21 protein-coding genes and 1 pseudogene are annotated in these 21,938 nt (G+C 41.5%); 7 read left to right on the forward strand and 15 right to left on the reverse strand.

What is annotated here, in order from left to right:
- Positions 1-135: 135 nt before the first annotated feature.
- The 3 genes and pseudogenes from HWQ43_RS07520 to HWQ43_RS07530 all read right to left on the reverse strand — a co-directional run bounded on the left by HWQ43_RS07520 (position 136) and on the right by HWQ43_RS07530 (position 2,359).
- On the reverse strand, positions 136-303 hold the full coding sequence (locus tag HWQ43_RS07520; protein ID WP_292731808.1) for a hypothetical protein: 168 nt from the start codon (positions 301-303) through the stop codon (positions 136-138).
- 373 nt (positions 304-676) lie between these two features.
- Positions 677-1,413: pseudogene (locus HWQ43_RS07525) on the reverse strand (Uma2 family endonuclease).
- Between the two features lie 151 nt (positions 1,414-1,564).
- The gene (locus HWQ43_RS07530; RefSeq protein WP_292731810.1) at positions 1,565-2,359 is read right to left on the reverse strand and encodes an HAD family hydrolase; all 795 of its coding nucleotides are present in this window, start codon (positions 2,357-2,359) and stop codon (positions 1,565-1,567) included.
- A gap of 104 nt (positions 2,360-2,463) precedes the next feature.
- On the opposite strand from HWQ43_RS07530, the gene HWQ43_RS07535 reads away from it, so the two are divergent.
- Entirely contained in the window at positions 2,464-3,288 is an 825-nt protein-coding gene (locus HWQ43_RS07535; protein ID WP_292731812.1) for a hypothetical protein, read from the forward strand.
- A 66-nt stretch (positions 3,289-3,354) separates the two neighbouring features.
- On the opposite strand, the gene HWQ43_RS07540 is transcribed toward HWQ43_RS07535, so the two are convergent.
- From HWQ43_RS07540 to HWQ43_RS07555, 4 genes are all read right to left on the reverse strand, one after another.
- Positions 3,355-4,062 carry a DevA family ABC transporter ATP-binding protein gene (locus HWQ43_RS07540; protein ID WP_094350512.1) on the reverse strand — a complete coding sequence of 236 codons (708 nt, stop codon included), beginning with the start codon at positions 4,060-4,062 and terminating at the stop codon, positions 3,355-3,357.
- 128 nt (positions 4,063-4,190) lie between these two features.
- On the reverse strand, positions 4,191-5,345 hold the full coding sequence (gene devC, locus HWQ43_RS07545; protein ID WP_292731814.1) for an ABC transporter permease DevC: 1,155 nt from the start codon (positions 5,343-5,345) through the stop codon (positions 4,191-4,193).
- Between the two features lie 168 nt (positions 5,346-5,513).
- On the reverse strand, positions 5,514-6,938 hold the full coding sequence (locus HWQ43_RS07550) for an HlyD family efflux transporter periplasmic adaptor subunit (RefSeq protein WP_292731816.1): 1,425 nt from the start codon (positions 6,936-6,938) through the stop codon (positions 5,514-5,516).
- An 835-nt stretch (positions 6,939-7,773) separates the two neighbouring features.
- Complete coding sequence (locus HWQ43_RS07555) at positions 7,774-8,511, reverse strand: phycocyanobilin:ferredoxin oxidoreductase (RefSeq protein WP_292731818.1); 738 nt, start codon at positions 8,509-8,511, stop codon at positions 7,774-7,776.
- A gap of 200 nt (positions 8,512-8,711) precedes the next feature.
- Between HWQ43_RS07555 and HWQ43_RS07560 the strand changes: the two genes are divergently transcribed.
- Positions 8,712-8,939, forward strand: coding sequence for a hypothetical protein (locus HWQ43_RS07560; protein ID WP_292731820.1), 228 nt, complete (start codon positions 8,712-8,714; stop codon positions 8,937-8,939).
- A gap of 92 nt (positions 8,940-9,031) precedes the next feature.
- Here the strand turns inward: HWQ43_RS07560 and HWQ43_RS07565 are convergent, their stop codons facing one another.
- The 6 genes from HWQ43_RS07565 to HWQ43_RS07590 form a co-directional block, all read right to left on the reverse strand.
- A complete protein-coding gene (locus HWQ43_RS07565; RefSeq protein ID WP_292731821.1) occupies positions 9,032-9,457 on the reverse strand; it encodes a hypothetical protein in 426 nt (141 codons plus the stop codon).
- Between the two features lie 548 nt (positions 9,458-10,005).
- Positions 10,006-10,602, reverse strand: coding sequence for a nucleoside triphosphate pyrophosphatase (locus HWQ43_RS07570; RefSeq protein WP_292731822.1), 597 nt, complete (start codon positions 10,600-10,602; stop codon positions 10,006-10,008).
- A 95-nt stretch (positions 10,603-10,697) separates the two neighbouring features.
- A complete protein-coding gene (psbP, locus tag HWQ43_RS07575) occupies positions 10,698-11,243 on the reverse strand; it encodes a photosystem II reaction center PsbP (RefSeq protein ID WP_292731824.1) in 546 nt (181 codons plus the stop codon).
- A gap of 345 nt (positions 11,244-11,588) precedes the next feature.
- The gene (locus tag HWQ43_RS07580; protein WP_292731826.1) at positions 11,589-11,927 is read right to left on the reverse strand and encodes a ribulose bisphosphate carboxylase small subunit; all 339 of its coding nucleotides are present in this window, start codon (positions 11,925-11,927) and stop codon (positions 11,589-11,591) included.
- 46 nt (positions 11,928-11,973) lie between these two features.
- Positions 11,974-12,381: a chaperonin family protein RbcX gene (locus HWQ43_RS07585; RefSeq protein WP_292731830.1), complete on the reverse strand. Its 408-nt coding sequence runs from the start codon at positions 12,379-12,381 to the stop codon at positions 11,974-11,976.
- Positions 12,382-12,481: 100 nt separating this feature from the next.
- Complete coding sequence (locus HWQ43_RS07590) at positions 12,482-13,912, reverse strand: form I ribulose bisphosphate carboxylase large subunit (RefSeq protein ID WP_292731832.1); 1,431 nt, start codon at positions 13,910-13,912, stop codon at positions 12,482-12,484.
- Positions 13,913-14,757: 845 nt separating this feature from the next.
- On the opposite strand from HWQ43_RS07590, the gene HWQ43_RS07595 reads away from it, so the two are divergent.
- The 5 genes from HWQ43_RS07595 (at position 14,758) to HWQ43_RS07615 (ending at position 19,496) form a co-directional block, all read left to right on the forward strand.
- The gene (locus HWQ43_RS07595) at positions 14,758-15,864 is read left to right on the forward strand and encodes a two-component regulator propeller domain-containing protein (protein WP_292731834.1); all 1,107 of its coding nucleotides are present in this window, start codon (positions 14,758-14,760) and stop codon (positions 15,862-15,864) included.
- Between the two features lie 106 nt (positions 15,865-15,970).
- Positions 15,971-16,741: a 3-methyl-2-oxobutanoate hydroxymethyltransferase gene (gene panB / locus HWQ43_RS07600; protein WP_292731836.1), complete on the forward strand. Its 771-nt coding sequence runs from the start codon at positions 15,971-15,973 to the stop codon at positions 16,739-16,741.
- A gap of 14 nt (positions 16,742-16,755) precedes the next feature.
- Positions 16,756-17,373, forward strand: coding sequence for a hypothetical protein (locus tag HWQ43_RS07605; protein ID WP_292731838.1), 618 nt, complete (start codon positions 16,756-16,758; stop codon positions 17,371-17,373).
- A gap of 567 nt (positions 17,374-17,940) precedes the next feature.
- A complete protein-coding gene (gene dapB, locus HWQ43_RS07610; protein ID WP_094350135.1) occupies positions 17,941-18,777 on the forward strand; it encodes a 4-hydroxy-tetrahydrodipicolinate reductase in 837 nt (278 codons plus the stop codon).
- A gap of 32 nt (positions 18,778-18,809) precedes the next feature.
- A complete protein-coding gene (locus HWQ43_RS07615; RefSeq protein WP_292731842.1) occupies positions 18,810-19,496 on the forward strand; it encodes a phosphate ABC transporter permease in 687 nt (228 codons plus the stop codon).
- A 201-nt stretch (positions 19,497-19,697) separates the two neighbouring features.
- Here HWQ43_RS07615 and HWQ43_RS07620 read toward each other — a convergent pair whose 3' ends face one another.
- Together HWQ43_RS07620 and HWQ43_RS07625 are read right to left on the reverse strand one after the other, a co-directional pair.
- Complete coding sequence (locus tag HWQ43_RS07620) at positions 19,698-21,110, reverse strand: right-handed parallel beta-helix repeat-containing protein (protein WP_292731844.1); 1,413 nt, start codon at positions 21,108-21,110, stop codon at positions 19,698-19,700.
- A 101-nt stretch (positions 21,111-21,211) separates the two neighbouring features.
- Positions 21,212-21,841 carry a precorrin-8X methylmutase gene (locus HWQ43_RS07625; RefSeq protein ID WP_094350132.1) on the reverse strand — a complete coding sequence of 210 codons (630 nt, stop codon included), beginning with the start codon at positions 21,839-21,841 and terminating at the stop codon, positions 21,212-21,214.
- Positions 21,842-21,938 lie beyond the last annotated feature (97 nt).

Consider the following 21,938-nt stretch of genomic DNA (forward strand, 5'->3'; position numbering starts at 1 on the left):
CACAGACTGCTAACCCAATAGGGAGAGTTATAGATTGATTATGTAGATTGAGGGCGAGAAAATAGGGCTGCCCACTCAACAATCGGGCAACGCTATGCTTTTAGCGATGAAAATGTTGCTATTCTAACATCTCATCTACTCGCGGTCTTCTCGATCTTGGGATTTAGGTTTTTGTCGCCGTTGTTCGATCTGATCGTCGATAGTTTCTCTCATTTTGCGATCGGCAGCGTCCATCGCAGAATACTTAAAGCGGTTAATTATGCCACTGAACAAGTTGCCAAAGAATCTTTCAATTTCTTGCATAATTTTATACCTCACTATTTAAAGGTAAATTCTTAACTCGACATTGATCTTGGACTTTCTAGTAGAAGTAGGAAATAAAACGCTAACCTATCCTTGAAGTATCTGTTAATCTCTTAGCGTCTCTGGGTACTTAAAGAGTTGGCGGTTTATTTATCCTTTGATTCAGTTTTGCTTGGAAATTACTGTATAAAACAGTCTTCTCAATTAAATTAGTATTGTTGAGACTTACTAGATTGAAACGCCCTAGAGATTCATCTATTGTATTCTGTCTCAGGTAATAAATGTAGCAAAAACACAGGTAACAAATTGTCTACTTGTTTATAACACCTACCATGTCTACGATGGGCGTAGCTATAGCAACTTCTGGTGTGTGTTACTCAATAGTATCGGGGTCTACATTGAGCGATCGCAATCTTGCCTTTAACTGTTCTATCTGCAATTCTGCCTGTTCTGCTCGTTGTCGTTCCTGTTCTGCTCGTTGGCGTTCTTGTTCTACCAGTTCTTCTGCCTGCTGTCTTGCTAAAACTTCCTGCCTTAAAGCCTGTGCCAGTTCACCAGGGATCAGTAATTTTTCCCCTGTATCCTCTCGATAAAATCCAATTAGCCTTTCCTCAACCACCAACCGCAGTTGTAACGGTTCACTACGTCCATCCTCTATAGGTTCGTAGATTTCTCCCCGCAGACGATAGCCACGTAACTGTTGTTCCACCCACTCGCTTTTCGGGTCAAATAGCCAGTATTCCTTGACACCTAGCTGCTCATAGAGGGTCTTTTTGAAGATTTCGTCTTGTCCTTTTGTCCCAAAGGATGTCATTTCAAAAATAACTGTGGGTACTTGACCCTCTTCCCAAACTTTATAGTTGTCCCGACCGCCGCAACATCAAAAATCACCATTACATCTGGGGCTACCCGCAATTTGGGAAAACCTTGTGCATAGTAAAGAAATTGATTTCCCAATACTGTTGCCTGACGATTTGCCAAATACTGTTTCAGGACTTCTAAGGTAGTTAGTAAAGCATAAAGGTGGTCGTAAGTTTCTGCCACTGGTTGACCATCAGCACTAGGGTAGAAGATTTCTGATTCGACACTAACAGGTAAAGTAGCCGTCACGTCGCTTCGCTCCGAATTCAAAATTCAAAATTCAAAATTCAAAATTAACAATCCCCATAAATAAATTCAGTCGCTCTGTATCATGAATGTGTTTCGGTTATGGTTGTAAAATCAGTGCTACGAGATTATTGTAGAACAACTCAACTTCTCTCTAACTTGAGATGTGCAAGCTTTTCAAAATATAACTAGATAACTCACAAAATCCTTCCCCTTCGGCAGCAGTGGTAATGTAAGCAGGCTGATATTTTAACTGATTCACATATTCCAGGACATTTGCCACGCCTATAGAAACAGGAAAATAGCGCCGATTAAATAAACTTTCATCATTGGGGCTATCGCCAACAGTGACAATTTGTTCTGATGAGTACTGGGGAAAATATTCGCGCAATACTTGCAACAATCCCACAGCTTTATCTTGATGGGGTTTAATGTGACACTGCACGTTGCTATAGGTAAATCCCCAACCCATTTGTTGACAGAGATTATCTAGGGTTTGTAGTTCGTCTTGACGCAAACCAGCTACATCAAAAGTCCAGTCGGTGACGCGAAAGCGATTATCAGCAGATTCTTGGATTTGGGGAAATTTAGTTTGTAAATTCTCAAAAGTCGTAGCCAACTGCTGGCGATGTTGAGCTAAATCGGGAATGGGTGTTAAGACTATTGGTTTCTGATTTCCAGGTGGAAAGTACAAACCGCCATTTTCTGCGATCGCACCTGCTACTGGCATCAAACTACTCAATCCACTTACCCACCCAGCAGAACGTCCGGTGACAATTAGCACTTTAATGTCAGCTGCGGCTAAATCCTCTAAAGCTTGTAGTAGTGCTGGAGTAAATTTTCCTCGTCTAGTCAGGGTGCCATCCATATCTGTGGCTATCAGACGAATATTGCTCAAGCTTGTAGATGAAACCTCAGATAGGGGAGCGAGGCTCAAATCTCTGGACATATACGGTTTGTAAAAGGCTGTAAAAAATATTAATCATACAGCAAGATGACCTTGAATATTTGGGCATCCTAAACATCAGGAGTCAAGTTTTTCAGTTTCCCACCATGTCCACTTCAATGTTTCTTGCCCAATCCTCCGGGAAAAAGACTACTAAAAAGGCATCCCAGGAAGTGCCAGCAAGTAATCCTCAAATACCACCATTATTGTTGGTAACTTCTGGAGGACTGGCTTTAGTGGTGATTGCTTTGATTGTGTATATTAAACTCCAGAAAGATAAGCTGGAGAAAAAACTTAAGTTTGAACAATTCCGCGCCCGAGAACTAGAGAAAAAGTTTAAGCTGGCGCTGGAAACAATTCGCAAAATGGAAACTAATCCCGATTTGGTGAACTCACGGGACTTTAACCTGGATTATCTGCGAATGCGGATGTCAGAGGAGGTGTTTCACTTTGCAATTCTTAATCAAATAAAGATTCAGATCAAAGAAAAAATTTCTCAAGCCCTGCGTCCAAATCAAGCACAACTTGGATCGGTTGGAATTGCTAATAGTGCTGGACGGCAAGTAGATGAAATTTTTGATGTCGAGTATGAGACTGGTAGTCCAGGAAATGCTGCTAAACGGGTGCTGTTTCGGATTCAAATCCGGTTAATGAAATTACCGACGCAAGCAACTTCTGCGACTATTAGTCAAATTATTGATTGTATAGAAACTTACCTAAGCCCGATAGAAGACGAAGATAGTTGGCAACCAATAATTCAAGGTCGGATTGCTACCATGCATTGGGATCAAAAGGCTAAACCTACGCCTCTACTAGTGATGGAACAATCGAATGAAGGGGTGAATGTAACTTTCCGTACTAGTCGCCAACCAAATACTCCAACTCCACCAAAGTCATCTGGAATTAAAAAATCAGGTTCGGCTAGACAATAAATTATGGCTGTCATTGGTCATTGGTCATTAGTCGTTCACAAAGGACAAATGACTAATGACTAAAAATCATGACTGAATAACTGTATTGGGAGAATTACGGGTTAAAAGACCATCTTCCATTTCGACGATGCGATCGGCTATGTCTAAAATGCGGTTGTCGTGTGTCACCAATAAGATAGTAGTTCCCTGATTTTTGGCAAGACTCTGCATTATTTCCACGACATCGCGTCCTGATTGTTTGTCTAATGCGGCTGTTGGTTCGTCTGCTAGTACCAAGGGAGGACGGTTCACCAAGGCGCGGGCGATCGCAATTCTTTGTTTTTGTCCACCAGAAAGATTGTCTGGGTAGTAGTCAACTCGTTCTTCTAGACCAACAGACCCTAGCATGGCTTTTGATTTAGCCATTGCTTCTGCTTGAGAAATATTATCGTTCAATTCCACTGCCATTTGCACATTTTGCTTGGCTGTCAAGAACCCTAGCAAATTGTGAGCTTGAAAAATATAACCAATGTTGCGTCGCATCTGCACTAATTTGTTTTGACTGACGCCAATAAGTTCTTCACCTAAAAATTTTAAACTTCCCTCTTGTACAGACCGCAAACCGCCAATTAAGCTCAGTAAGGTTGTTTTACCTGAACCTGATGGCCCGGTCATAATCACAATCTCACCTGGATAAATGTCTAGGTTGATATCAAATAATATCTGTTTTCTCAGTGAGCCTTTGCCATAGAAGTGATTGAGATTTTTAATGGCGATTACAGGTTCTTTTTCCATCATATTTTTGTTAGTTATAAATTATTAGTTCCAAAATTTAACTGTAGTGACTTTCAGAAAGGAAATTTGCTTAATTACGATTATAATTCAAAGTTATTACTAATATTTTTTAATTAATATAATATTAACTAAAAGATATCTGCTGGATCGGCAGAGCGTAGTTTTCTAACTGCGATCACACCAGAAATAATGCACATCATCATAGTCAAAATTAATACCATTACCGCTCGCTCAAAACTCATAAAAACTGGTAATAGTGTTGCACTTCTGGCGCTGTTATACATAAATAATGCAAAAACTATTCCAGGAAAGTAGCCTAAAGCTGCTAATAACAAAGCTTCTTGAAGAATGACCGTCAATAAATAGTTTTGTGTGTAACCTATCGCCTTGAGGGTAGCGTACTCAGCTAAGTGGTCTGCAACTTCTGTATAAAGAATTTGATAAACAATCACAGTACCCACAATGAAACCCATGACAGTCCCTAATGTGAAAATAAAGCCAATAGCTGTACTATTCGCCCAGTAACTCCGCTCAAAATCAATAAATTCTTGTTTAGTTAAAACATTTACTTCATTAGGTAAATACTTTCGTAATTGTTGGGCAACAACATTAGCATCTGCTCCCGGCTTTAATCTAATTAGCCCAATATCAATTAATCCTTTTTGACGATTGCTGAATATTCGGAAAAAGTTGATATCACTCGTAATTAAATTACCATCTGCACCAAATGATGCACCTAATGTAAAGAGTCCTCCTACTTTAATTCGCCGCCTTCGCACTTCTGCCGTTACAGGCTTTCCTTGGTCATAATTAACAGCGATCGGGCCATACTCTACCCTAGAAGAACGGTCAAATAGAACTACATCAGGTAGTTTAAGTTTATCTAAATTTTCCTGAACTCCAGGTAAGTTCACTAGGTTAGTTTCTGGGTTCATTCCAAAAATTAGGATACTCCGAGGACGGCCTGTTACAGGATTTTTCCAGATTGTAAAGTCCAAATAGATCGGATGTACTGATTGAACTGCTGGTAATTCTAATGCTTTATATAATCGCCGTTGAGAAAAGCTTCTCATTGCCAATATAGCGTTAGATTGACTATTAATTAAAACAATATCGCCTTGCAAGCTGTTATGGAATCGAACGTTACTATAATACAGAGCATCCCGAAAGCCGAGTTGCATAAACATTAAAATATCGGCAAAAGCAATTCCTGCTAAAGCCACAGCTAGACGAGTTTTTTCCCTTGTCAGTTGTAGCCACGATAGAGGTATTTTTTGATTCATTTTATAGGCGTCTCAACAAGAGTAGCAATTTTAGATTTTCAACCCATTATGGTGACACCCGTACCAGATTGATAGAATGTTTAAAATTGATTAAACAGACCATTCAAGAATATTTTTAATCCAAAATATCAAATTATGGATTAGGATTACTGCTCACCGACAACTTAATTAATTATTAATATCGACAATAACTTTGGCGTAAGTTAAACCAGAAACTTTCTGGCTATCTTCTGGAGACAGAGCAATTTTAACTTCTACAACTCTGGCATCTACATCTGCGGCTGGATCTGTATTCAGCACATCTTTTTTACCAATTTTTCTGCCAATATCAGTGACAGTTCCCTTTAATTCGCCGCTAAATGCACCGTTATCACTGGTGATAGTAGCATTTTGACCAAGACGCACTTTACCAATGCTGTCTTCAGCGACTTCAGCAATTACAAACATTTGGTTGGTTTGGCCAATTTCAGCAATACCATTTGCGCCGATCGCTTCACCCGATTTGGTGTAAACCTTTAAAATCTCTCCAGCGATTGGTGCTTGAACGTAGCTTAACCTTAGTTCTGCTTCGGCTTTTCTAACATTTGCGATCGCATTACTAACTTGGGCTTGTGCTACTTGCACATCGGTAGGACTAACATCTAAAATTCTGCTCAGTTTGGCCTTTTCTTCATCGATTTGTCTTTGCAAAGTTGCGACATTTTTATCGCGGTTAACTTTAGCTTCGATTAACTGCTGTTGCAAAGTTGCTGAATTTTGTATTTGGTTGGCTCTAGCTTCAGCAAGTTGCTGTCGCAAGGTTGCCAATGTCTGCTTTAGGGTAGCTTGGCTTTCAGCCACCTGCTGATTAGCAGTTATTGCACTCAAGCGTCTTCTATCCCGCTCTTGCTGAGAAATAGCACCTTCTTTGTATAAATAATCATAGCGTCCGGCATCGACTTGAGCATTACGCTGTTCGGCTTGAATACGTACAACGGTTGCTCTAAGAGCATCTCTTTGCCCACTAAGTTCAGCTTCTAGGCGATTCACGGTTGCTTGTTGGACAAGTTTATCACCACTTAACTGAGCTGCAACCCGCGCGATCGTTGCTTGCCCTGCATTCCTTTCGCCAATTAACTGCGCTTGTAGGCGAGCAATAACTGCTCTTTGAGCTTGAATATCTCTCGGAGAGCCAGCCCTGACTTGTGCTAAATTCGCACGGGCTTCTTGGACTTTCGCTTTTGCCTCTTGTAGTCCGGCTATTTGGGTATCGCGGTTGTCCAAAATTGCCACAATTTGACCTTGCTTTACCTGTTCACCCTCTTTCACCAGAAGTTGCTGAATTCGTGACGATGGCGCTAATCCTGATGATGGGGCGGACAATTTAACAACTTCGCCTCGCGGTTCCAAACGCCCTACAGCACTAATGCTATTGGTAGATGGCATTACTGGTACGGATGTAGCTAGTTTTCTTAACTGCTCGATTTTGGCCGTACCTAGTATCCCAGCAGCGATTACTACTGGCACAGCTACAGCGATACCCCACCAAATCTTAGGTTGTTCATGATTTAGTGTCTGTTCACTTGGCTTCGGCTTTTCAGTCACCCTTGACATAGTATGTTGCCCATTTACCTGAATTGTGCTGATGGAAGTAAAAATAAAAAGGTTTTTAATCAACAGCCAGCTGTTAGGATAAACAACAGTGGTTTCAAGCTGGGTATGGCTTAAAAATCCATTGTGTGATGAACGTTCAACACTATGGCTTTACAAAATGGTGTTTTCTATAGCCGCTCATTATGTATGCAATACACTTTGACCTCTCTCCAAACCTCTCTTTTAAAAGGAGAGAGGCTTTAAGGCTGACTAGGGCGCGGGGTTAGGTCTGTATTGAAACTGAGAAATGCTATAGTAGCTGGCTATTCAATAACTCTGAGTATTATTGAGACATGAGTGCAATGGGAGTTAGCAGAATTCACAAGCAGTATGAATCTAGATATAGAGACGCGATATATCGCATCTCTATAAAAAATTCTCAATTGGTATGATGCGGTACTTTACTGCTACATTTACTACGGCTATAGTTCGTCACAAAATTGAAAAGAAACATCAAAAATAGACTGTTGCCTTTGTTGGACACAATCTTGCTACAAAAGTTAGTCTTCCTTAAGTCAATCAACGATTAACTAACTAAAAAATGTCTGTCAAATTGAACATTCCTAACATCAGAGTTTCCTTAACTTTCTGGTCAATGAGTTAGCTGTCTCTAGTTGTTTGCACCTACCAAGACAACAAACCATTTTGTAATATTCGTTTCAAAGACCTTACTATTCTCCCTGTTGCTGTTTTGGAACTCCATTAAACTCTCGTTGAATGAATTCTACATTTATCCGTTAGCTGAAAACGTAGCAGAGCCTACAGATGGGGGAGATGAGGGAGATGCAGGGGATGATTAAGTTGGGAGGTCGAATAAAACTGTGGTCATGTAATTTTCTGCCCAAGCTGGCCCAAAGGCTTTTTCTAGGACGCGGCGGGTTTTATCGTTTTGCTGCTGTTTGGTGCAGTAGTTGTGTTGTCCAGCAAGATTTTGGGTGACTTGTTCAACTGAAACAGGATGTGAGGCGATCGCTTGGATGCAATGAATATCTAAAAATTCTCGCACCCGCGACAAAAACATTGTTTCTTCTTCAGGAGAACTGGGGCGCACAAAGATACAAAAATCCGAAAAAATATTTCCCCATTCTGGTAATTCACGGGGTTGGGAAAAATTAAGCACCGTTAGCTGTGTCAGTGCAGAAGTATAAGATTCTGGTAAGGTGCGTTCTACTTGGATAGGAGAAAGGTCTGCGATCGCAGCACTAATTTGACCTCTACCCCCAACTAAATCGCAACCAAACATCGGCAGGTTGTATTCTGGACGGGGAAACATGACGCAATGCAAAATATCCAGCATATTTCCGATTTTTGCCAGTTCCAAGTGCATTTTCCGAAACTGGGGCGTTTGATAGCAACGGTTTTCAATTATCAGTTTTTCGCCTTCTAGTCTACCTTCCACATACCCCAACTCATTAGGCAAATGGTAAGGGGATAAATCTAGGTGCTGATGCCAAGCTGCCTCAATACAATCAGCTAGCTGACGAATTAGGGGATGTTGTTGTTCACGCAGCGAGGGCATAGAAGTAAATGACATATTCTAGTTGGGAATGCGATCTAATGGCCAGTCTACAACTTGTCGTGCCATACCTGTTGTAGTCTGCAATATAAGCAAACACTTACACCCAGCCAACGTAAATTTATAAGACAGATACTTTTCACAAGGATTATTTATTTTGTAGTCTAGGTTACAGAAATATTTTTAGATTAGTCCATTTGTGAAGGCTAATAGAAGCTATGAAACTAGATTCTCATAGACCGGATTTTGCTGTGCAAGCAAGAAGGCACAATCTGGAAGGCTTACAGAGGTTCAGAGCTTCTACTTGGGTAAACCTTTTGCAACTTCCCAACCCCTTTAGTTTTGACGAAGCACTTTTATTGTGTCCGGTTTCAGTAGATGAGTGGCTAGTCTGGATTCCAGATCATGGGGAGGCAATACTCAATATCAGGCAATTTAGTTATTAGTCATTAATTCTGGACAAATAACCAATGACACAAGACAAATAATTAACAGCTTCTAAACTTAGCGAGATCATCGGTGAATGCCGATAACTAATTTACTCCTTTAAAAGGCTGACACTTAATAGGAAACCATCTGCTGCTCTTAAAACAACACAACCTTTTGTGTAAGTCAGAGTGGATGTTGGTACTCCTTGCCGAGAGGGGCGACCCCTTACCCGAAAAGTGCCCGAAATTTCCACTACACGCACCCGTGTATTGATGAGTGGATCGTCTTCTCTTAGTGGCTCTGGCCCTAGTTGGCAAGCTTCTTTATAGCTCATTAAACTAGACTTTATAACTTTTGAGTTACTTGCGTTAAAACGTTTTCCTATTACTATCTTGAGTGCTTTTTCAGCCGCAACTTGTTCACCAATATCTGCATTAGGATTCGCTGGAACTGAAAAATCTGGTAACGGATCATTATTTACAGGAGGTAGTTGCCCTTTAATATCTTCAGGATTTGGTGCTGGTTCTGCGTTCATAGGTGAAGCTTGAGAACTTGTCTGATTCTATTAGGGACTGACAACAAATAAATTATCCAATCTTGTGGGGTGGACATCTTGTCATTGGTGTCAACTTAACGTGAAAGCCAGCCTAGAACCAGCTTTTAGATATTGTCTCGTTCCCAGTCGGAGACTGGGAATGCCGTCCTAGAGGCTCCACCTCCCTTGCTGGCGGCAGAGCCGCTTTTGAGTTGCATTTCCAGCCTCTGGGCTGGAAACGAGATTTGAAAAGGCTTTTAGCTTAAGTTGACACCAATGACATCTTGTCTGCCCTTGGCTACGGGCGCTCGTGTCGCTCACCCCACAAGAAGTATGGAAGTCCCTTAAGGTTTGAAAGCTTTGATACAAGAGCATTATCAGAAGTCAACCATTTATTCAGTTTTTTAAGTTCTAATTTAACTGTGTATGCAGCTTTTAAAACACATCTACGGTCAGAGACATCAATGCTAATTGTCAAGTTTTTGACTATGGATTAGCCGTAGAGATTAATCTATGACCTGGGTTGCGTTTGCTTAACGAAAGAATGACTATTGCTGCCAGAAATCAGTGACATCGTATCCCAATTCACTTAGCATCTGCCGCAGCAGGGGTAAACTGAGTCCAATGACATTGCTGTGACAGCCTTCAATTTTTTCCACGAAGAAACTACCAAAACCCTCAATGGCAAAAGCACCAGCACACTTGAGTGGTTCACCAGTGGCAACATAAGCTTTAATTGCCTTCTCGCTCATTTGAGCAAAGTAAACCCTTGTAACTTGAGACTTGACTAAAGTACGGTTTTGGTTATGGTCAATTAAGGCGTGACCTGTGTACAAGTCGCCAAAGTTACCTTGCATTATCTGCCAACGAGCGATCGCTTCAGAGAAGTCTGCTGGTTTCCCATAAATTTCACCATTGATGGACAAAACTGAATCACAACCTATTATCAAAGCTGATTCAAACTGTGGGGCTACAGTTTCCGCTTTATACTGGGCAAGAGTTTTGACCAATTCTGCTGGCTCACTTAGTTCAATTTGCGACTCATCAAAGTCACTAGGTCGAACTATCGGTTCAATACCAACAGTTTGCAGCAAGCGGCGTCGGGCTGGGGAAGCTGAAGCAAGTACAAAAGGTGGAATTTTCATGAGATTTTAGAAAAATTTGTTAATTGGGCATTGGGCATTAGGCATTGGTGATTAAATATATTCTCTATCCCTATTCCCCATTCCCCATTCCCCAATTAATAAACAGAAAAAGAATTGACAACCTCATCAATCATTCGTTTAACTTTCTGCCAGCGTTTTTCAGGAATTGAGGCGTTGAAGGTAAAAAGTTTACCACGACTCACAGCAACGCTGGCGATGTTGTGTCGTTGCTGTTGATTGGGTAGTTTTACCTCATACTCTAAAAGGTAGTAGATTTTACCGTCTACTTCTCGCTGTGCGGCATTGACTAATTCCGCCGAACGACCAGAGTCAGGAGGCGCGAGAGCAGCTTTTCCTAATTTGTATCCTACTTCTGTTGGGGTTCCCAATTCTGACAAAGTTTTGCCTTCTGGAACTGGGCTAATCACAACCGAAACATTTTCAGACACCTCAATCAAATCGTGGAAAACCACATCTGGCCCATCGGCAACTTTAACTGGCAGCCAGCCGTTAGGATATAAAAACTGATAGCCATCACTAGTATCTACAAAGCTTTTGAGTCCAGCCGCAGCCGCTACATCCGAATTACTCAGACTGAAGCTTAACACCAATAGCAAAATTAATACAATTCGTTTCAACATTTCTACAGATTCCTTTGGGCTGGAGACAACACTAGGCTTGCATCATTTCTCGTCTTTATTGTCCCACCAAGCGGGACGCTTCGGATAATGCATTAGATCGTGAAGCTTCAATCCCCAAATGTCGGCAAATACTTCCTGAACTACTTAGGTTCACGTCTAATCGTAATGTTGCAACCGAACCTGATATTACTTCTTGTAGTATTATTCCTCTCTTAAAAAACGTAGAGGCACACAGAGAATAACTCCGCGCCCCTTTGCGTTTCAAAAAAAATTTAGTAAATAGGAGAGGCAGATAATTCTACCTCTCCTATGGGGATAAACTAAATTACTTAAAGCTAGCTAGCTTTAGTATCTGTTAGCTTTGTTGGGTTTGTGAACAAGAAAGCTGAGAATTTGGCACTGCTTGATGTTGTCAAAACCGACAACACGGATATAGCTGGTGTTGAATTGAGAACGGCATCCTTGGACTTCGCTCAATACTTCTTGAGTGGATTTAGCACCGAACAAAGGCAGCTTCCACATTGTCCAATATAATTCTGTTGGCTCAGAAGTTTCGTTGAACTCGATCGCTGGAATGTAACCTTGATTCAAAATGTACTGGATCTGCTTGGCAATTTGAGCGTCAGACAGAGGGGGCAAATAAGAAAGGGTTTCGTAACGACGCTCTTTTGGTAAAGTTTGCATAGCTTTTGATAATGGGTTGCGATTTTTTACTACTAGGTTGACCGAACTAATTGGATAAGTTATCCAAATTCTGATCTGAAGTTGTTTGCTGTTCTGGTTGCAGACTGGGGTTAGATGTGTCTATTCGTGTGATGCGTTCTAAATGCTGGCGACGCTGCTCCATGTTGGCTTGTTGAATGCCAGTACGAACCATTTCCGGTAAAAATTCTGCAATTTCTTCCGCAATGTGTTCTCTGACAGTCATGATTCGCAAAGCCAAATCTGGTTTTTCTCGCAACAGTTGCTCAATGAATGACTCACCATTTTGAATTTTGCCAGACGAAAAGTTATGCAACCAAAGTTCTAATGGCGGATTAGTTTCGCCTAGCTGTGCCAATACTGTCCTTAGAGCCTGATAAGTCAGATAGCTTTGGAGAGTTTTGGCTGTGTCCTTCGCAATTTGCTTAAGATTCATGCTTGACCCCAGCCCTGAAGAGTTATGAGTTATGAGTTATGAGTTATGAATTAATGCAAATCCTAACTCTTAACTCTTAACTCTTAACCGTTAACCCAGATCAGACGGTATCCATTGCTTCAAACTCGAACTTGATTTCTTTCCACAGTTCGCAAGCAACAGCCAGTTCAGGAGACCACTTGGCAGCTTCGCGGATGATATCGTTACCTTCACGAGCCAAGTTACGGCCTTCGTTACGAGCTTGAACAACGGCTTCTAAGGCGACACGGTTAGCGGTTGCACCAGGAGCGTTACCCCAAGGGTGTCCAAGAGTACCACCACCGAATTGTAGTACGGAGTCATCACCAAAGATTTCTACCAGCGCGGGCATGTGCCATACGTGGATACCACCAGAAGCAACTGCCATTACACCAGGTAGAGAAGCCCAGTCTTGGGTAAAGTAGATACCACGAGACTTGTCTTGCTCAATGTAGTTTTCACGCAACAGGTCAACAAAGCCCATTGTGATGCCGCGCTCACCTTCCAACTTACCAACTACTGTACCAGTGTGGATGTGGTCGCCACCAGATAAACGTAGGGCTTTAGCCAATACACGGAAGTGGATACCGTGGTTCTTTTGACGGTCAATTACAGCGTGCATAGCACGGTGAATGTGCAGCAAGATACCGTTATCACGGCACCAACGAGCCAATGTGGTGTTGGCGGTGAAACCTGCGGTGAGGTAGTCATGCATGATGATGGGCATTTTGAGTTCTTTAGCGTACTCAGCCCGCTTCAGCATTTCTTCACAGGTAGGAGCGGTAACGTTTAGGTAGTGACCTTTAATTTCACCGGTTTCTGCTTGAGCTTTGTTGATAGCTTCAGCTACGAACAAGAAGCGATCGCGCCATCTTTGGAATGGTGCGGAGTTGATGTTTTCGTCGTCTTTGGTGAAGTCCAAACCACCGCGTAAGCACTCGTATACAGCACGTCCGTAGTTCTTAGCGGAAAGACCCAATTTGGGCTTAATGGTACAACCCAGCAAAGGACGACCGTATTTGTTTAACTTGTCGCGCTCAACTTGAATACCGTGAGGAGGCCCTTGGAAGGTCTTGATGTAAGCTACTGGGAAACGGATGTCTTCTAGACGCAGTGCCCGCAAAGCTTTGAAACCAAATACGTTACCGACAATTGAGGTCAATACGTTGGTTACAGAACCTTCTTCAAACAAGTCCAGAGGATAGGCAACGTAACAAATGTACTGGTTGTCTTCGCCGGGAACTGGTTCGATGTCATAGCAACGACCTTTGTAGCGATCGAGGTCGGTGAGCAAATCTGTCCACACAGTTGTCCAAGTACCTGTGGAAGATTCAGCCGCTACAGCCGCACCTGCTTCTTCGGGAGGAACACCAGGCTGGGGTGTCATACGGAACGCAGCTAGAAGATCGGTATCTTTTGGTGTGTAATCCGGTGTGTAATAAGTTAGTCTGTAATCTTGAACCCCGGCTTTATACCCAGATTTGCTCTGAGTCTTCGTTTGAGCGTAAGACATATTTTATCCTTCCCTGAAATCACTCTTTTTAATTATCAAATCACGTTTCGTGCAACTTCCCCTCACCCCGCCCCTGCCCCCTTGAGCGAGGGGAAGATCGGGAAAACATTTTGTTAAGAGTTGCCTTTGGCAGAGATTAGCAGTTTTTTTGCGGCGGACACTTTGGTAGCGGTGGTAGCCCTCCTCACCAGTGTTTTCCCCTTCTAGGGGTACACGACCTAGCGCTTCTACTGTTTCCTCTTGCTAAAAATCAAAATTCTTTTTTACCTCTTCTTCGCACCCAACTAAACCTTCTCAATTTAACCAAAACTTCCGACTTTTGCGGCTTGATTTAGATAATTACTCCATAAACCGGGGTATTCAGGGGATTGGTCTGGCTGGCACACATTCCCGCCTTTACACTCCTCATATCTTTCCCTTTGATGGAAAAGATACCAGAAAAGAATTTACTTGAGAGAGATTTAGCAGAGTGTTGAGTGAAAGATAAAAAATTGCACACCGCGTAATTTGTAACTTGTTTCACAATATATCAAGAATTCGATAAGTTATTCTTTGAAAGTTTTTAACTTATCTATTTAATTTTGTTATTACATAAAGATTTAAACTTTTTGTTACAAAAGCTTTACAAATTGTCATTAATAACTGTAAAGGACTTAAAAGATGAGGGAGATGGAGAAATCCCCAGTCCCCAGCGATGCACTGACTTGTACTGAGCGCAGTCGAAGTAGCTTGTCTTTGGCGCAGCCTCTTGTAGAAAAGTGTCCCCAATTCCTAATCCCCAATGTTTAAAAAATCCCAACTAGGGGAACACTGAAATTAACCCAAAGCCAGTTTAGGTAAATGCTGTGGGTACTGTCTCCAAAGGAAATGTCACCGTGGTATTGTTTTACAAGCGTACTAGTTTATTAATTACTTCTATCTTGCTGGGGTTGATAGCTTTGCCAAATATGGGATGGGCGCAAAAAACCCCTGACATTAATTCATCTGATGTTACCCCCGCTTACCCATCTTCCGCACCGCCACCGCGAGTAGAACCTTTGCCTGATGAGCGGGGAGTTGAAGAAAATTCGCCAAAAACTGATTATCGTGTTGGTAACTTACTAGGAGATGTTACGGGTAATCTTTGGGTAGGTTCTTGGCGCGGACTATCGCGGATTGATCCTAAAACCGGCAAGATTATTTCTCGTGTTAGCTTACCAAATGTTGCCATTGGTGCTTTAGCCCAAGACAAGGTAGGACGTTTGTGGGTAGGAAGTTATGAGGGACTAGTTCGAGTTGACCCCCGCACTAACGAAATCACCGCACAAAATTTATTTTTGCCTTCTAAGCGCGTATTGTCACTGTTACTTGACAAACGGGGTTATTTGTGGACTGGAACTGATAGCGGTTTAGCTCTCATTAGTCCCGACCAAGGCTTAATTATGACAACATTAAAGAATCTGCCTGGTGTCAGCGCTAATGCCCTGACTTTAGATGCTGAAGGTCAATTGTGGGTTGGTACTCTAGATGGATTGGTACGGGTAAATACTGCTAGTGCTGCGATTATGAAGCGAATAGCAGATTTACCAGGGACAACTGTACAAGCTTTAGCTATTAGTCCAGAAGGGTTAATTTGGGCGGGAATGCCGAATAATTTGCTAGTTATTAACCCAAAGACTGGTGCAGTGTTGCGGTCTGTAACTCGCCTGCGTGGGCGTGATGTGACAGCGATACGTTTTGCTAAAGATGGTAGTCTCTGGGTCGGGACTAATAATGGTTTGTTACGATTAAATCCAAATACAGGAGCTGTATTAGACGGAGAAGTTGCTGGACTTCCTTCTAGTCGGGTTATTACTCTTGCACCTGACATCGGCAATAAATTATGGATTGGCACTAGTGAAGGTCTAGCTTGGTTAATGCCCAAAACGGACAGTGCAAAACCTCATATTGCTTTCAGCCGCGCCGTGAAGTAACAAGTTAGGAGTTAAGAGTTAGGAATTAGAAGTTATGAATTAAATTAAATCCTGAACTATTTACTCCTAACTCAGCACTTCTAATTCAGCACTCAACACTAAAAAAATGGCAATTACTACCCAGCAATTAATTCAATGGAAACAACAGGGACGTTCAATTGTCGCGTTGACCGCTTGGGATTATGCGATCGCTCAACTTCTCGATGCAGCTGGTGTAGACTTAATCCTCGTGGGTGACTCGATGGCAGTAGTTTTAGGGTATGAAACAACACTGCCAATCACTTTGGATGAAATCATCTATCATGCAAAATCTGTGCGCCGTGGGGTGAAACGGGCATTAGTAGTTGTAGATTTACCATTTTTGACGTATCAAGAAAGTCTGCAACAAGCGATGCACTCAGCTGGGCGGGTACTAAAGGAAACGGGCGCTCAAGCGGTAAAATTAGAAGGTGGCTATCCAGCAATGGCCGAAACTGTGGCTCGTCTAGTACAAGCCGGAATTCCGGTTATGGGTCATGTAGGTTTGACACCACAATCAATACATCAACTGGGTTTGCGACAACAAGGAAAGACGCAAGAAGCCAGTGAGAGGATTTTACAAGAAGCGATCGCTCTCGAACAAGCGGGTGTATTTTCTCTAGTGTTAGAGCATATACCCGCAGATTTAGCAATGCATATTTCACAAAAATTAAGTATTCCCACAATTGGTATCGGTGCGGGAATTCACTGCGATGGACAAGTTTTAGTTACCTCAGATGTCCTCGGACTGGCAGAAAAGCATCCACCATTCGCCAAAGTTTACACGAATTTGCGCGAGACGATTACCAAAGCTGTGCAAGATTATGCCGTGGAAGTGCGAGAGCGGAAGTTTCCTTGACTTCATCATTAACTATGGCTGAAACTGAAGCAACAAATTTGTTAAGAGTTCTACTTCAAAAAGATCCAGAGCAAGTACAAGCTTGGTTGAGAATGGTTTGGGCAGAGCAACAGCAAGTACCAGAAAAATTTAATTGGCTTGGTTTAGCTGAAGTCTCTACTTTCAGAGCGCAAGAACTAGCCAATGAAGAATCTAATGAATCTCATTCAGAAAGCCTTGCTTGGGCAGAGATAGCAACTTCAGTTTACGAATTTTTAGCTGAAAATAATCCTAGCTTTTCTGAACGATATCTAGATTCTTTAATGACATTACGAGCTTACATGATCCTAAAATTTGGTGCTATTCCAGAAAATCCAGTTCTCGATATATATCTGATTATTAATTGGTTTTTCGATAATTTACATATTTCCTACCAAGAAGCATTAATTAAAGCAGCAGATTGGAGAGAAGCTTTAGCAGCCAAGAATCCAGAAGAAACTCAAAAAAAGTTTGATAGCGAACTTGAAGATTTCAGAAAATTAAGGTTTATTAAGAGTCGCTTAAGAATCATTAAATATTTATCTAAGAGTAAACATTTTCTTCCAAACGAGGAACTGAATACTTGGATTTCACTTTGGGAAAAATTGCCCTAAGCCATGTTGATTCAGTCTTTCGGAAATCCTTTAAGCAGTACTGCAACCTAAATCAACAGTAACTACTAAAGAAAATTTAAATAAGCAGCTAATGAAGAACATAAAAAACCCCGACTTGATAGCCGAGGTAGATGGGAGAAGTCCAAATGTCGATGGGATATTTCAAAACCGAAGTCTGTTTTTCTTAGTTAACACCCAATGCAACCAAAACTAGATAGGTAATAGACAAGGTGCAATTTTAGCTATGCAGCTTTCTTTGGGGCTTTACTAAGCTATGTAAATAAATATAACAATAATATTACAAATGGTCAACTAGACTTGACAAACAAAGGCTGATATATTTTATAAGGACTACTTATCAAGGCAGTACGATCCGCAAATAAAACGGGTGTGCTGGGTAAGATAGTGGAATAAAAACGAGAACCGATCTTTTGGGGAGTAGAAAAAGTAAGCGATTAGCTGCACAATTCAGGGTAGTGGAATTAAGCCAGAGATTTGAGAAGCTAGCTACTAGATCGCGAAAGTCTTTACAATTCCCTTGTTGACTCAAAAAGTATTTCTCGACCTATGACGAATCAAGCTCCTATCCCGGTTATTGTCAACGGTGCTGCTGGCAAAATGGGCCGTGAAGTGATTAAGGCGGTGGCGCAAGCACCTGACTTAAACCTAGTGGGTGCAATTGACCACAGTTTGGAACATCAAGATAAAGATGCGGGAGAGTTAGCGGGTTTAAGCGAACCTTTGGAAGTGCCGATTACCAATCAATTAGAACCGATGTTGGGCTATGTGGCTGGCGACAGACAGTCTCCTCCAGGAGTGATTGTAGACTTTACCCATCCCGATTCAGTTTATGACAATATTCGCAGTGCGATCGCTTACGGTATTCGTCCTGTAGTCGGCACCACTGGCTTAAGTCCAGAACAAATTCAAGACTTGGCAGACTTTGCCGACAAAGCTAGCACAGGTTGTCTAATTATTCCTAATTTTTCCATTGGGATGGTACTGTTGCAACAAGCTGCGATCGCAGCTTCAAAATATTTTGACCATGTAGAAATTATTGAACTGCATCACAATCAAAAAGCTGATGCTCCCAGTGGTACTGCGATTCAAACGGCGCAGTTATTAGGAGAATTGGGTAAAACTTTTAATCCTGCTCTTGTAGAAGAAACGGAAAAATTAGCAGGAGCGAGAGGCAGTATCGCAGATGAAGGGATTAGAATTCATAGCGTGCGCTTGCCAGGATTGATTGCCCACCAAGAAGTGATTTTTGGCGCAGCAGGACAGATTTATACTTTACGACATGATACGAGCGATCGCGCTTGTTATATGCCAGGAGTGCTACTAGCGATTCGCAAAGTTTTAGCGCTAAAGTCGTTAGTATATGGATTAGAAAAGATACTTTAAACACACAATTGGGCATTCATTACTTAGCACTCATGTTAGTACCACTGACTCGCCAGAAATTTGAACAAGTTGTCCCCCTAATTGCCACTGGTTTGCAGTACAAGTACTATTGGGGGAAGTTCTCAAATTTTTTGCAACGGCTGTTAATTTCTGTAGTTGCAGTAGTTGTTATTTTGCTTGCAACAGTTGTTTTCAAGCTTGAGTTTGCTTCAATAGTATTTGTGCTAGGGGTAATTAGCGCTTTTTTTTGGTTGTGGTATCCAGTGTTTCAAGCAAGTATGCGGAATTTACAATGCCGCCGTTACAAGTACGGCGGCTTTTTCCGTGGTCGAGTCCTAGATTGGTGGATTACAGACCAGTTGATGGGTAAAACCGAAACAGTCAACAACAAAGGCGAATTGGTGATTATAGAAAACCGAGAAAAACAGATAAACTTAGAGGTAGGTGATGATACGGGATTTACCATTGAGTTTGTAGCACCATTACGTCCTGCCCACAAAGTTATTACTCGCGGCCAAATTGCAGAAATGGTAGTGATGTCAAATCGTCCAGATTTGAGCAGTATTGAAGAATTCAGCGATATATACTTTCCCAATCGTGACCTGTGGGTTAGCGATTATCCTTATCTGCGGCGGGATTTCTTTAACGAAGTCGGTCGTCGCTTGCGTGAAGACCAACAACAAAAACCGCGTCGGCGGCGTCGTAGAGTAGAGGATTGAAGAAGTAATTAATACAGGCTTCTCTTTCAGAAACATATAGATAGACCTACGCCCTGCATTTATGCAGGGTTCAAGTCATTTAATAATTACGAGATGTAATCGCAAATATTTCGGCAGTTTGCTCTCAACTGCAAAACTTCTCGATGGTCGCCCAGGAGGTTCAAGCATTTAGATTCGGGATAAATCTCTCCTGTCTTCTTGCTAACGAGAGCATCCTGCTTTGATGAGTTTTCCTTGCAAACGATAAGTCACTGTCCCACAGGTAAAACCTGCCGACTTAGGTTCGACATAAGGCCGTGTTGGCGGATTTTGTTTATCTAACCGCGATTTCCAATTGCCAGATATTTTTTTTAGAGTAGGATAATTGCTTAAAAATTGTGAGCCTGCAACAATATCGTGAGGCCCCTTAACATTTATCTTAGAGCTATTCATGTAGATATTATAATCATAAATAACGTTTTTATTTTTAGTCTTATTATTAATATTTTTTCCAGGAAAAGCATAGAGGATGTTCCTTAGAATTTTGACATCAGATGACGTATGAGCAAATATTTGCCCACCATTAAGTTCTGGACTCTGATTATTTAAAACAGCTGTGTTATTTACAATATCAACATGTTCGCTTAAAAATGCATGAATACCCGATCCACCATTATTAAATGCCAGATTATTTTTAACTAAAGTATATCCTTTATATGCATCCAATTTTGGGTTTTCATCATTTCTTGTACTATCGATAATAATGCCATTACCATCTGTGATTTTTCCGACTGCAATCCAAGGGATGTACATACGATTGTTATAGGTTTTATTGTTAGTAACAAACATCTTGTATCCCCGCTTGTTGTCAGAATTCCAATTATTCAACATCGAAATCCCACTGGTACCATAAACGCTATACCAGGCATTATCAAACACTTCGTTATTATCTATTGTCACATAGTCCGATTCAATCGCTGAAATGCCTGCTCCTCCACACTTATGTACCTTGTTGTTGACAATACGTATATGGTGACTATGACCATTTGTTCGTCCATCCACACTGATACAGTTTCCATTCGTTAGTGGGTTTCGTTTGTTAGTCTTCTGACTCATCGCATAATCAAGGGTTATATTGGCATTATTTCCTATTACCTCCAGCCCATTTATCTCGATATATGAAGCTCTATTTGAAATCGAGATACCGTTCCATGTATTGTGCCGAATTTTTGGGACATGACCAGGATATGCTTTATACTTAATCCATGCTTTTGCAGTTCCAGAACGTTTAATACTTACTGCACTACCAGCTTTGCTTAAATTTGTGTACACTCCGTTCATAATCAATACTGTATCGCCAGGGTTAGTCAGATTTGCTGCCTTTTGAATTGTCCTAAAGGCGGATGAAGTAGAGAGTCCGCTATTTGTGTCATCTCCAGTACCACTAACATAGTATGTTTTTGGAGTTGCCCTAGTGCTGATTAGCTCACCCTTGGATAGGATAATTTCCTTGTTAGTAGATACCTGACGAACGTTTTTAACTAAAGATACTTTTATTCCTTCTCCATCACCCAAAAGACTTAATATCACAGGAATTGTAAGATATGCGCTTAAACTGAAACCTTGAATTACCACAAGAAAAGGCTCCTTGAACAGCACGACTTCACAAAAATATCAGGATATTCAATGATTTATGAATACTCTTTTGGATATAAAATATAATAGAGCCTACTTTCCTAGCTCCCCCGATTTCCATCTTGTCCATAGGCTTGCCAAGCTAAGTCTACCAACCCATCAACGATCGCAGCTGCTACAACTGCATTACCTTTGCGGCTGTCAATTATAATGTGAGGCACTAGAGACTCTTGTAAACGCTCCTTAGCTTCATCAACATTTACAAATCCTACTGGAGTTGCGATTATTAAAGCAGGTCTAATTTCCTCAACTTCAATTAAATCCACCAGTGCAGTCAGTGCCGTTTGCGCTTGACCTACCACAAAAATGCCCTCTGGATAACGCTTTGCTAAGGTTTCTATTCCCCATGCTGCGCGAGTCTTTTCTTTTTGAGGGCGTGTTAGAGCTTCCATGCTGCAATACACTGGATTTGCAAAGGTGTTTTGAATGTCGTAAGCAATACCTACTTGTACCATTGGCACATCTACCACAATTGTAGTACGTGCGGCTAGCGCTGCTGCTCCAGCTTGCAAGGCACGCTCAGAAAAGCGAATCAAAGACTTATACTCAAAGTCAGCCGTGGCGTAGATTACCCGACGCACAATCTCATACTCTGCGGGTGAAAAGACATGATCGCCAATTTCACTATCAATGATTGCTAAACTTTGAGCATCAGTTACGTGCCATTCCATTTTTGTTGAGCTTCTCAAATATTAGCTTTCAGCTTATCAGCTTCAGAGAGTTAAGAGTTAGGAGTTAGGAGTTATAAGTTAATTAAACTACTCACTC

Origin of the sequence: Nostoc sp. JL31, from assembly GCF_017114965.1 — a bacterium.
GTDB classification, from domain to species: Bacteria; Cyanobacteriota; Cyanobacteriia; order Cyanobacteriales; family Nostocaceae; genus Nostoc; species Nostoc punctiforme_A.

Coding starts and splice junctions, on each gene's coding strand:
- HWQ43_RS07540 (WP_094350512.1), bottom strand. CDS start 4,062: ATGGAAAAAGAACCTGTAATCGCCATTAAAAATCTCAATCACTTCTAT.
- HWQ43_RS07585 (WP_292731830.1), bottom strand. CDS start 12,381: ATGAATCTTAAGCAAATTGCGAAGGACACAGCCAAAACTCTCCAAAGC.
- HWQ43_RS07615 (WP_292731842.1), top strand. CDS start 18,810: ATGTTAGTACCACTGACTCGCCAGAAATTTGAACAAGTTGTCCCCCTA.
- HWQ43_RS07530 (WP_292731810.1), bottom strand. CDS start 2,359: ATGTCCAGAGATTTGAGCCTCGCTCCCCTATCTGAGGTTTCATCTACA.
- HWQ43_RS07565 (WP_292731821.1), bottom strand. CDS start 9,457: ATGAACGCAGAACCAGCACCAAATCCTGAAGATATTAAAGGGCAACTA.
- psbP (WP_292731824.1), bottom strand. CDS start 11,243: ATGTTGAAACGAATTGTATTAATTTTGCTATTGGTGTTAAGCTTCAGT.
- HWQ43_RS07570 (WP_292731822.1), bottom strand. CDS start 10,602: ATGAAAATTCCACCTTTTGTACTTGCTTCAGCTTCCCCAGCCCGACGC.
- HWQ43_RS07555 (WP_292731818.1), bottom strand. CDS start 8,511: ATGTCATTTACTTCTATGCCCTCGCTGCGTGAACAACAACATCCCCTA.
- HWQ43_RS07520 (WP_292731808.1), bottom strand. CDS start 303: ATGCAAGAAATTGAAAGATTCTTTGGCAACTTGTTCAGTGGCATAATT.
- devC (WP_292731814.1), bottom strand. CDS start 5,345: ATGAATCAAAAAATACCTCTATCGTGGCTACAACTGACAAGGGAAAAA.
- HWQ43_RS07625 (WP_094350132.1), bottom strand. CDS start 21,841: ATGGAATGGCACGTAACTGATGCTCAAAGTTTAGCAATCATTGATAGT.
- HWQ43_RS07605 (WP_292731838.1), top strand. CDS start 16,756: ATGGCTGAAACTGAAGCAACAAATTTGTTAAGAGTTCTACTTCAAAAA.
- HWQ43_RS07550 (WP_292731816.1), bottom strand. CDS start 6,938: ATGTCAAGGGTGACTGAAAAGCCGAAGCCAAGTGAACAGACACTAAAT.
- dapB (WP_094350135.1), top strand. CDS start 17,941: ATGACGAATCAAGCTCCTATCCCGGTTATTGTCAACGGTGCTGCTGGC.
- panB (WP_292731836.1), top strand. CDS start 15,971: ATGGCAATTACTACCCAGCAATTAATTCAATGGAAACAACAGGGACGT.
- HWQ43_RS07580 (WP_292731826.1), bottom strand. CDS start 11,927: ATGCAAACTTTACCAAAAGAGCGTCGTTACGAAACCCTTTCTTATTTG.
- HWQ43_RS07590 (WP_292731832.1), bottom strand. CDS start 13,912: ATGTCTTACGCTCAAACGAAGACTCAGAGCAAATCTGGGTATAAAGCC.
- HWQ43_RS07535 (WP_292731812.1), top strand. CDS start 2,464: ATGTCCACTTCAATGTTTCTTGCCCAATCCTCCGGGAAAAAGACTACT.
- HWQ43_RS07560 (WP_292731820.1), top strand. CDS start 8,712: ATGAAACTAGATTCTCATAGACCGGATTTTGCTGTGCAAGCAAGAAGG.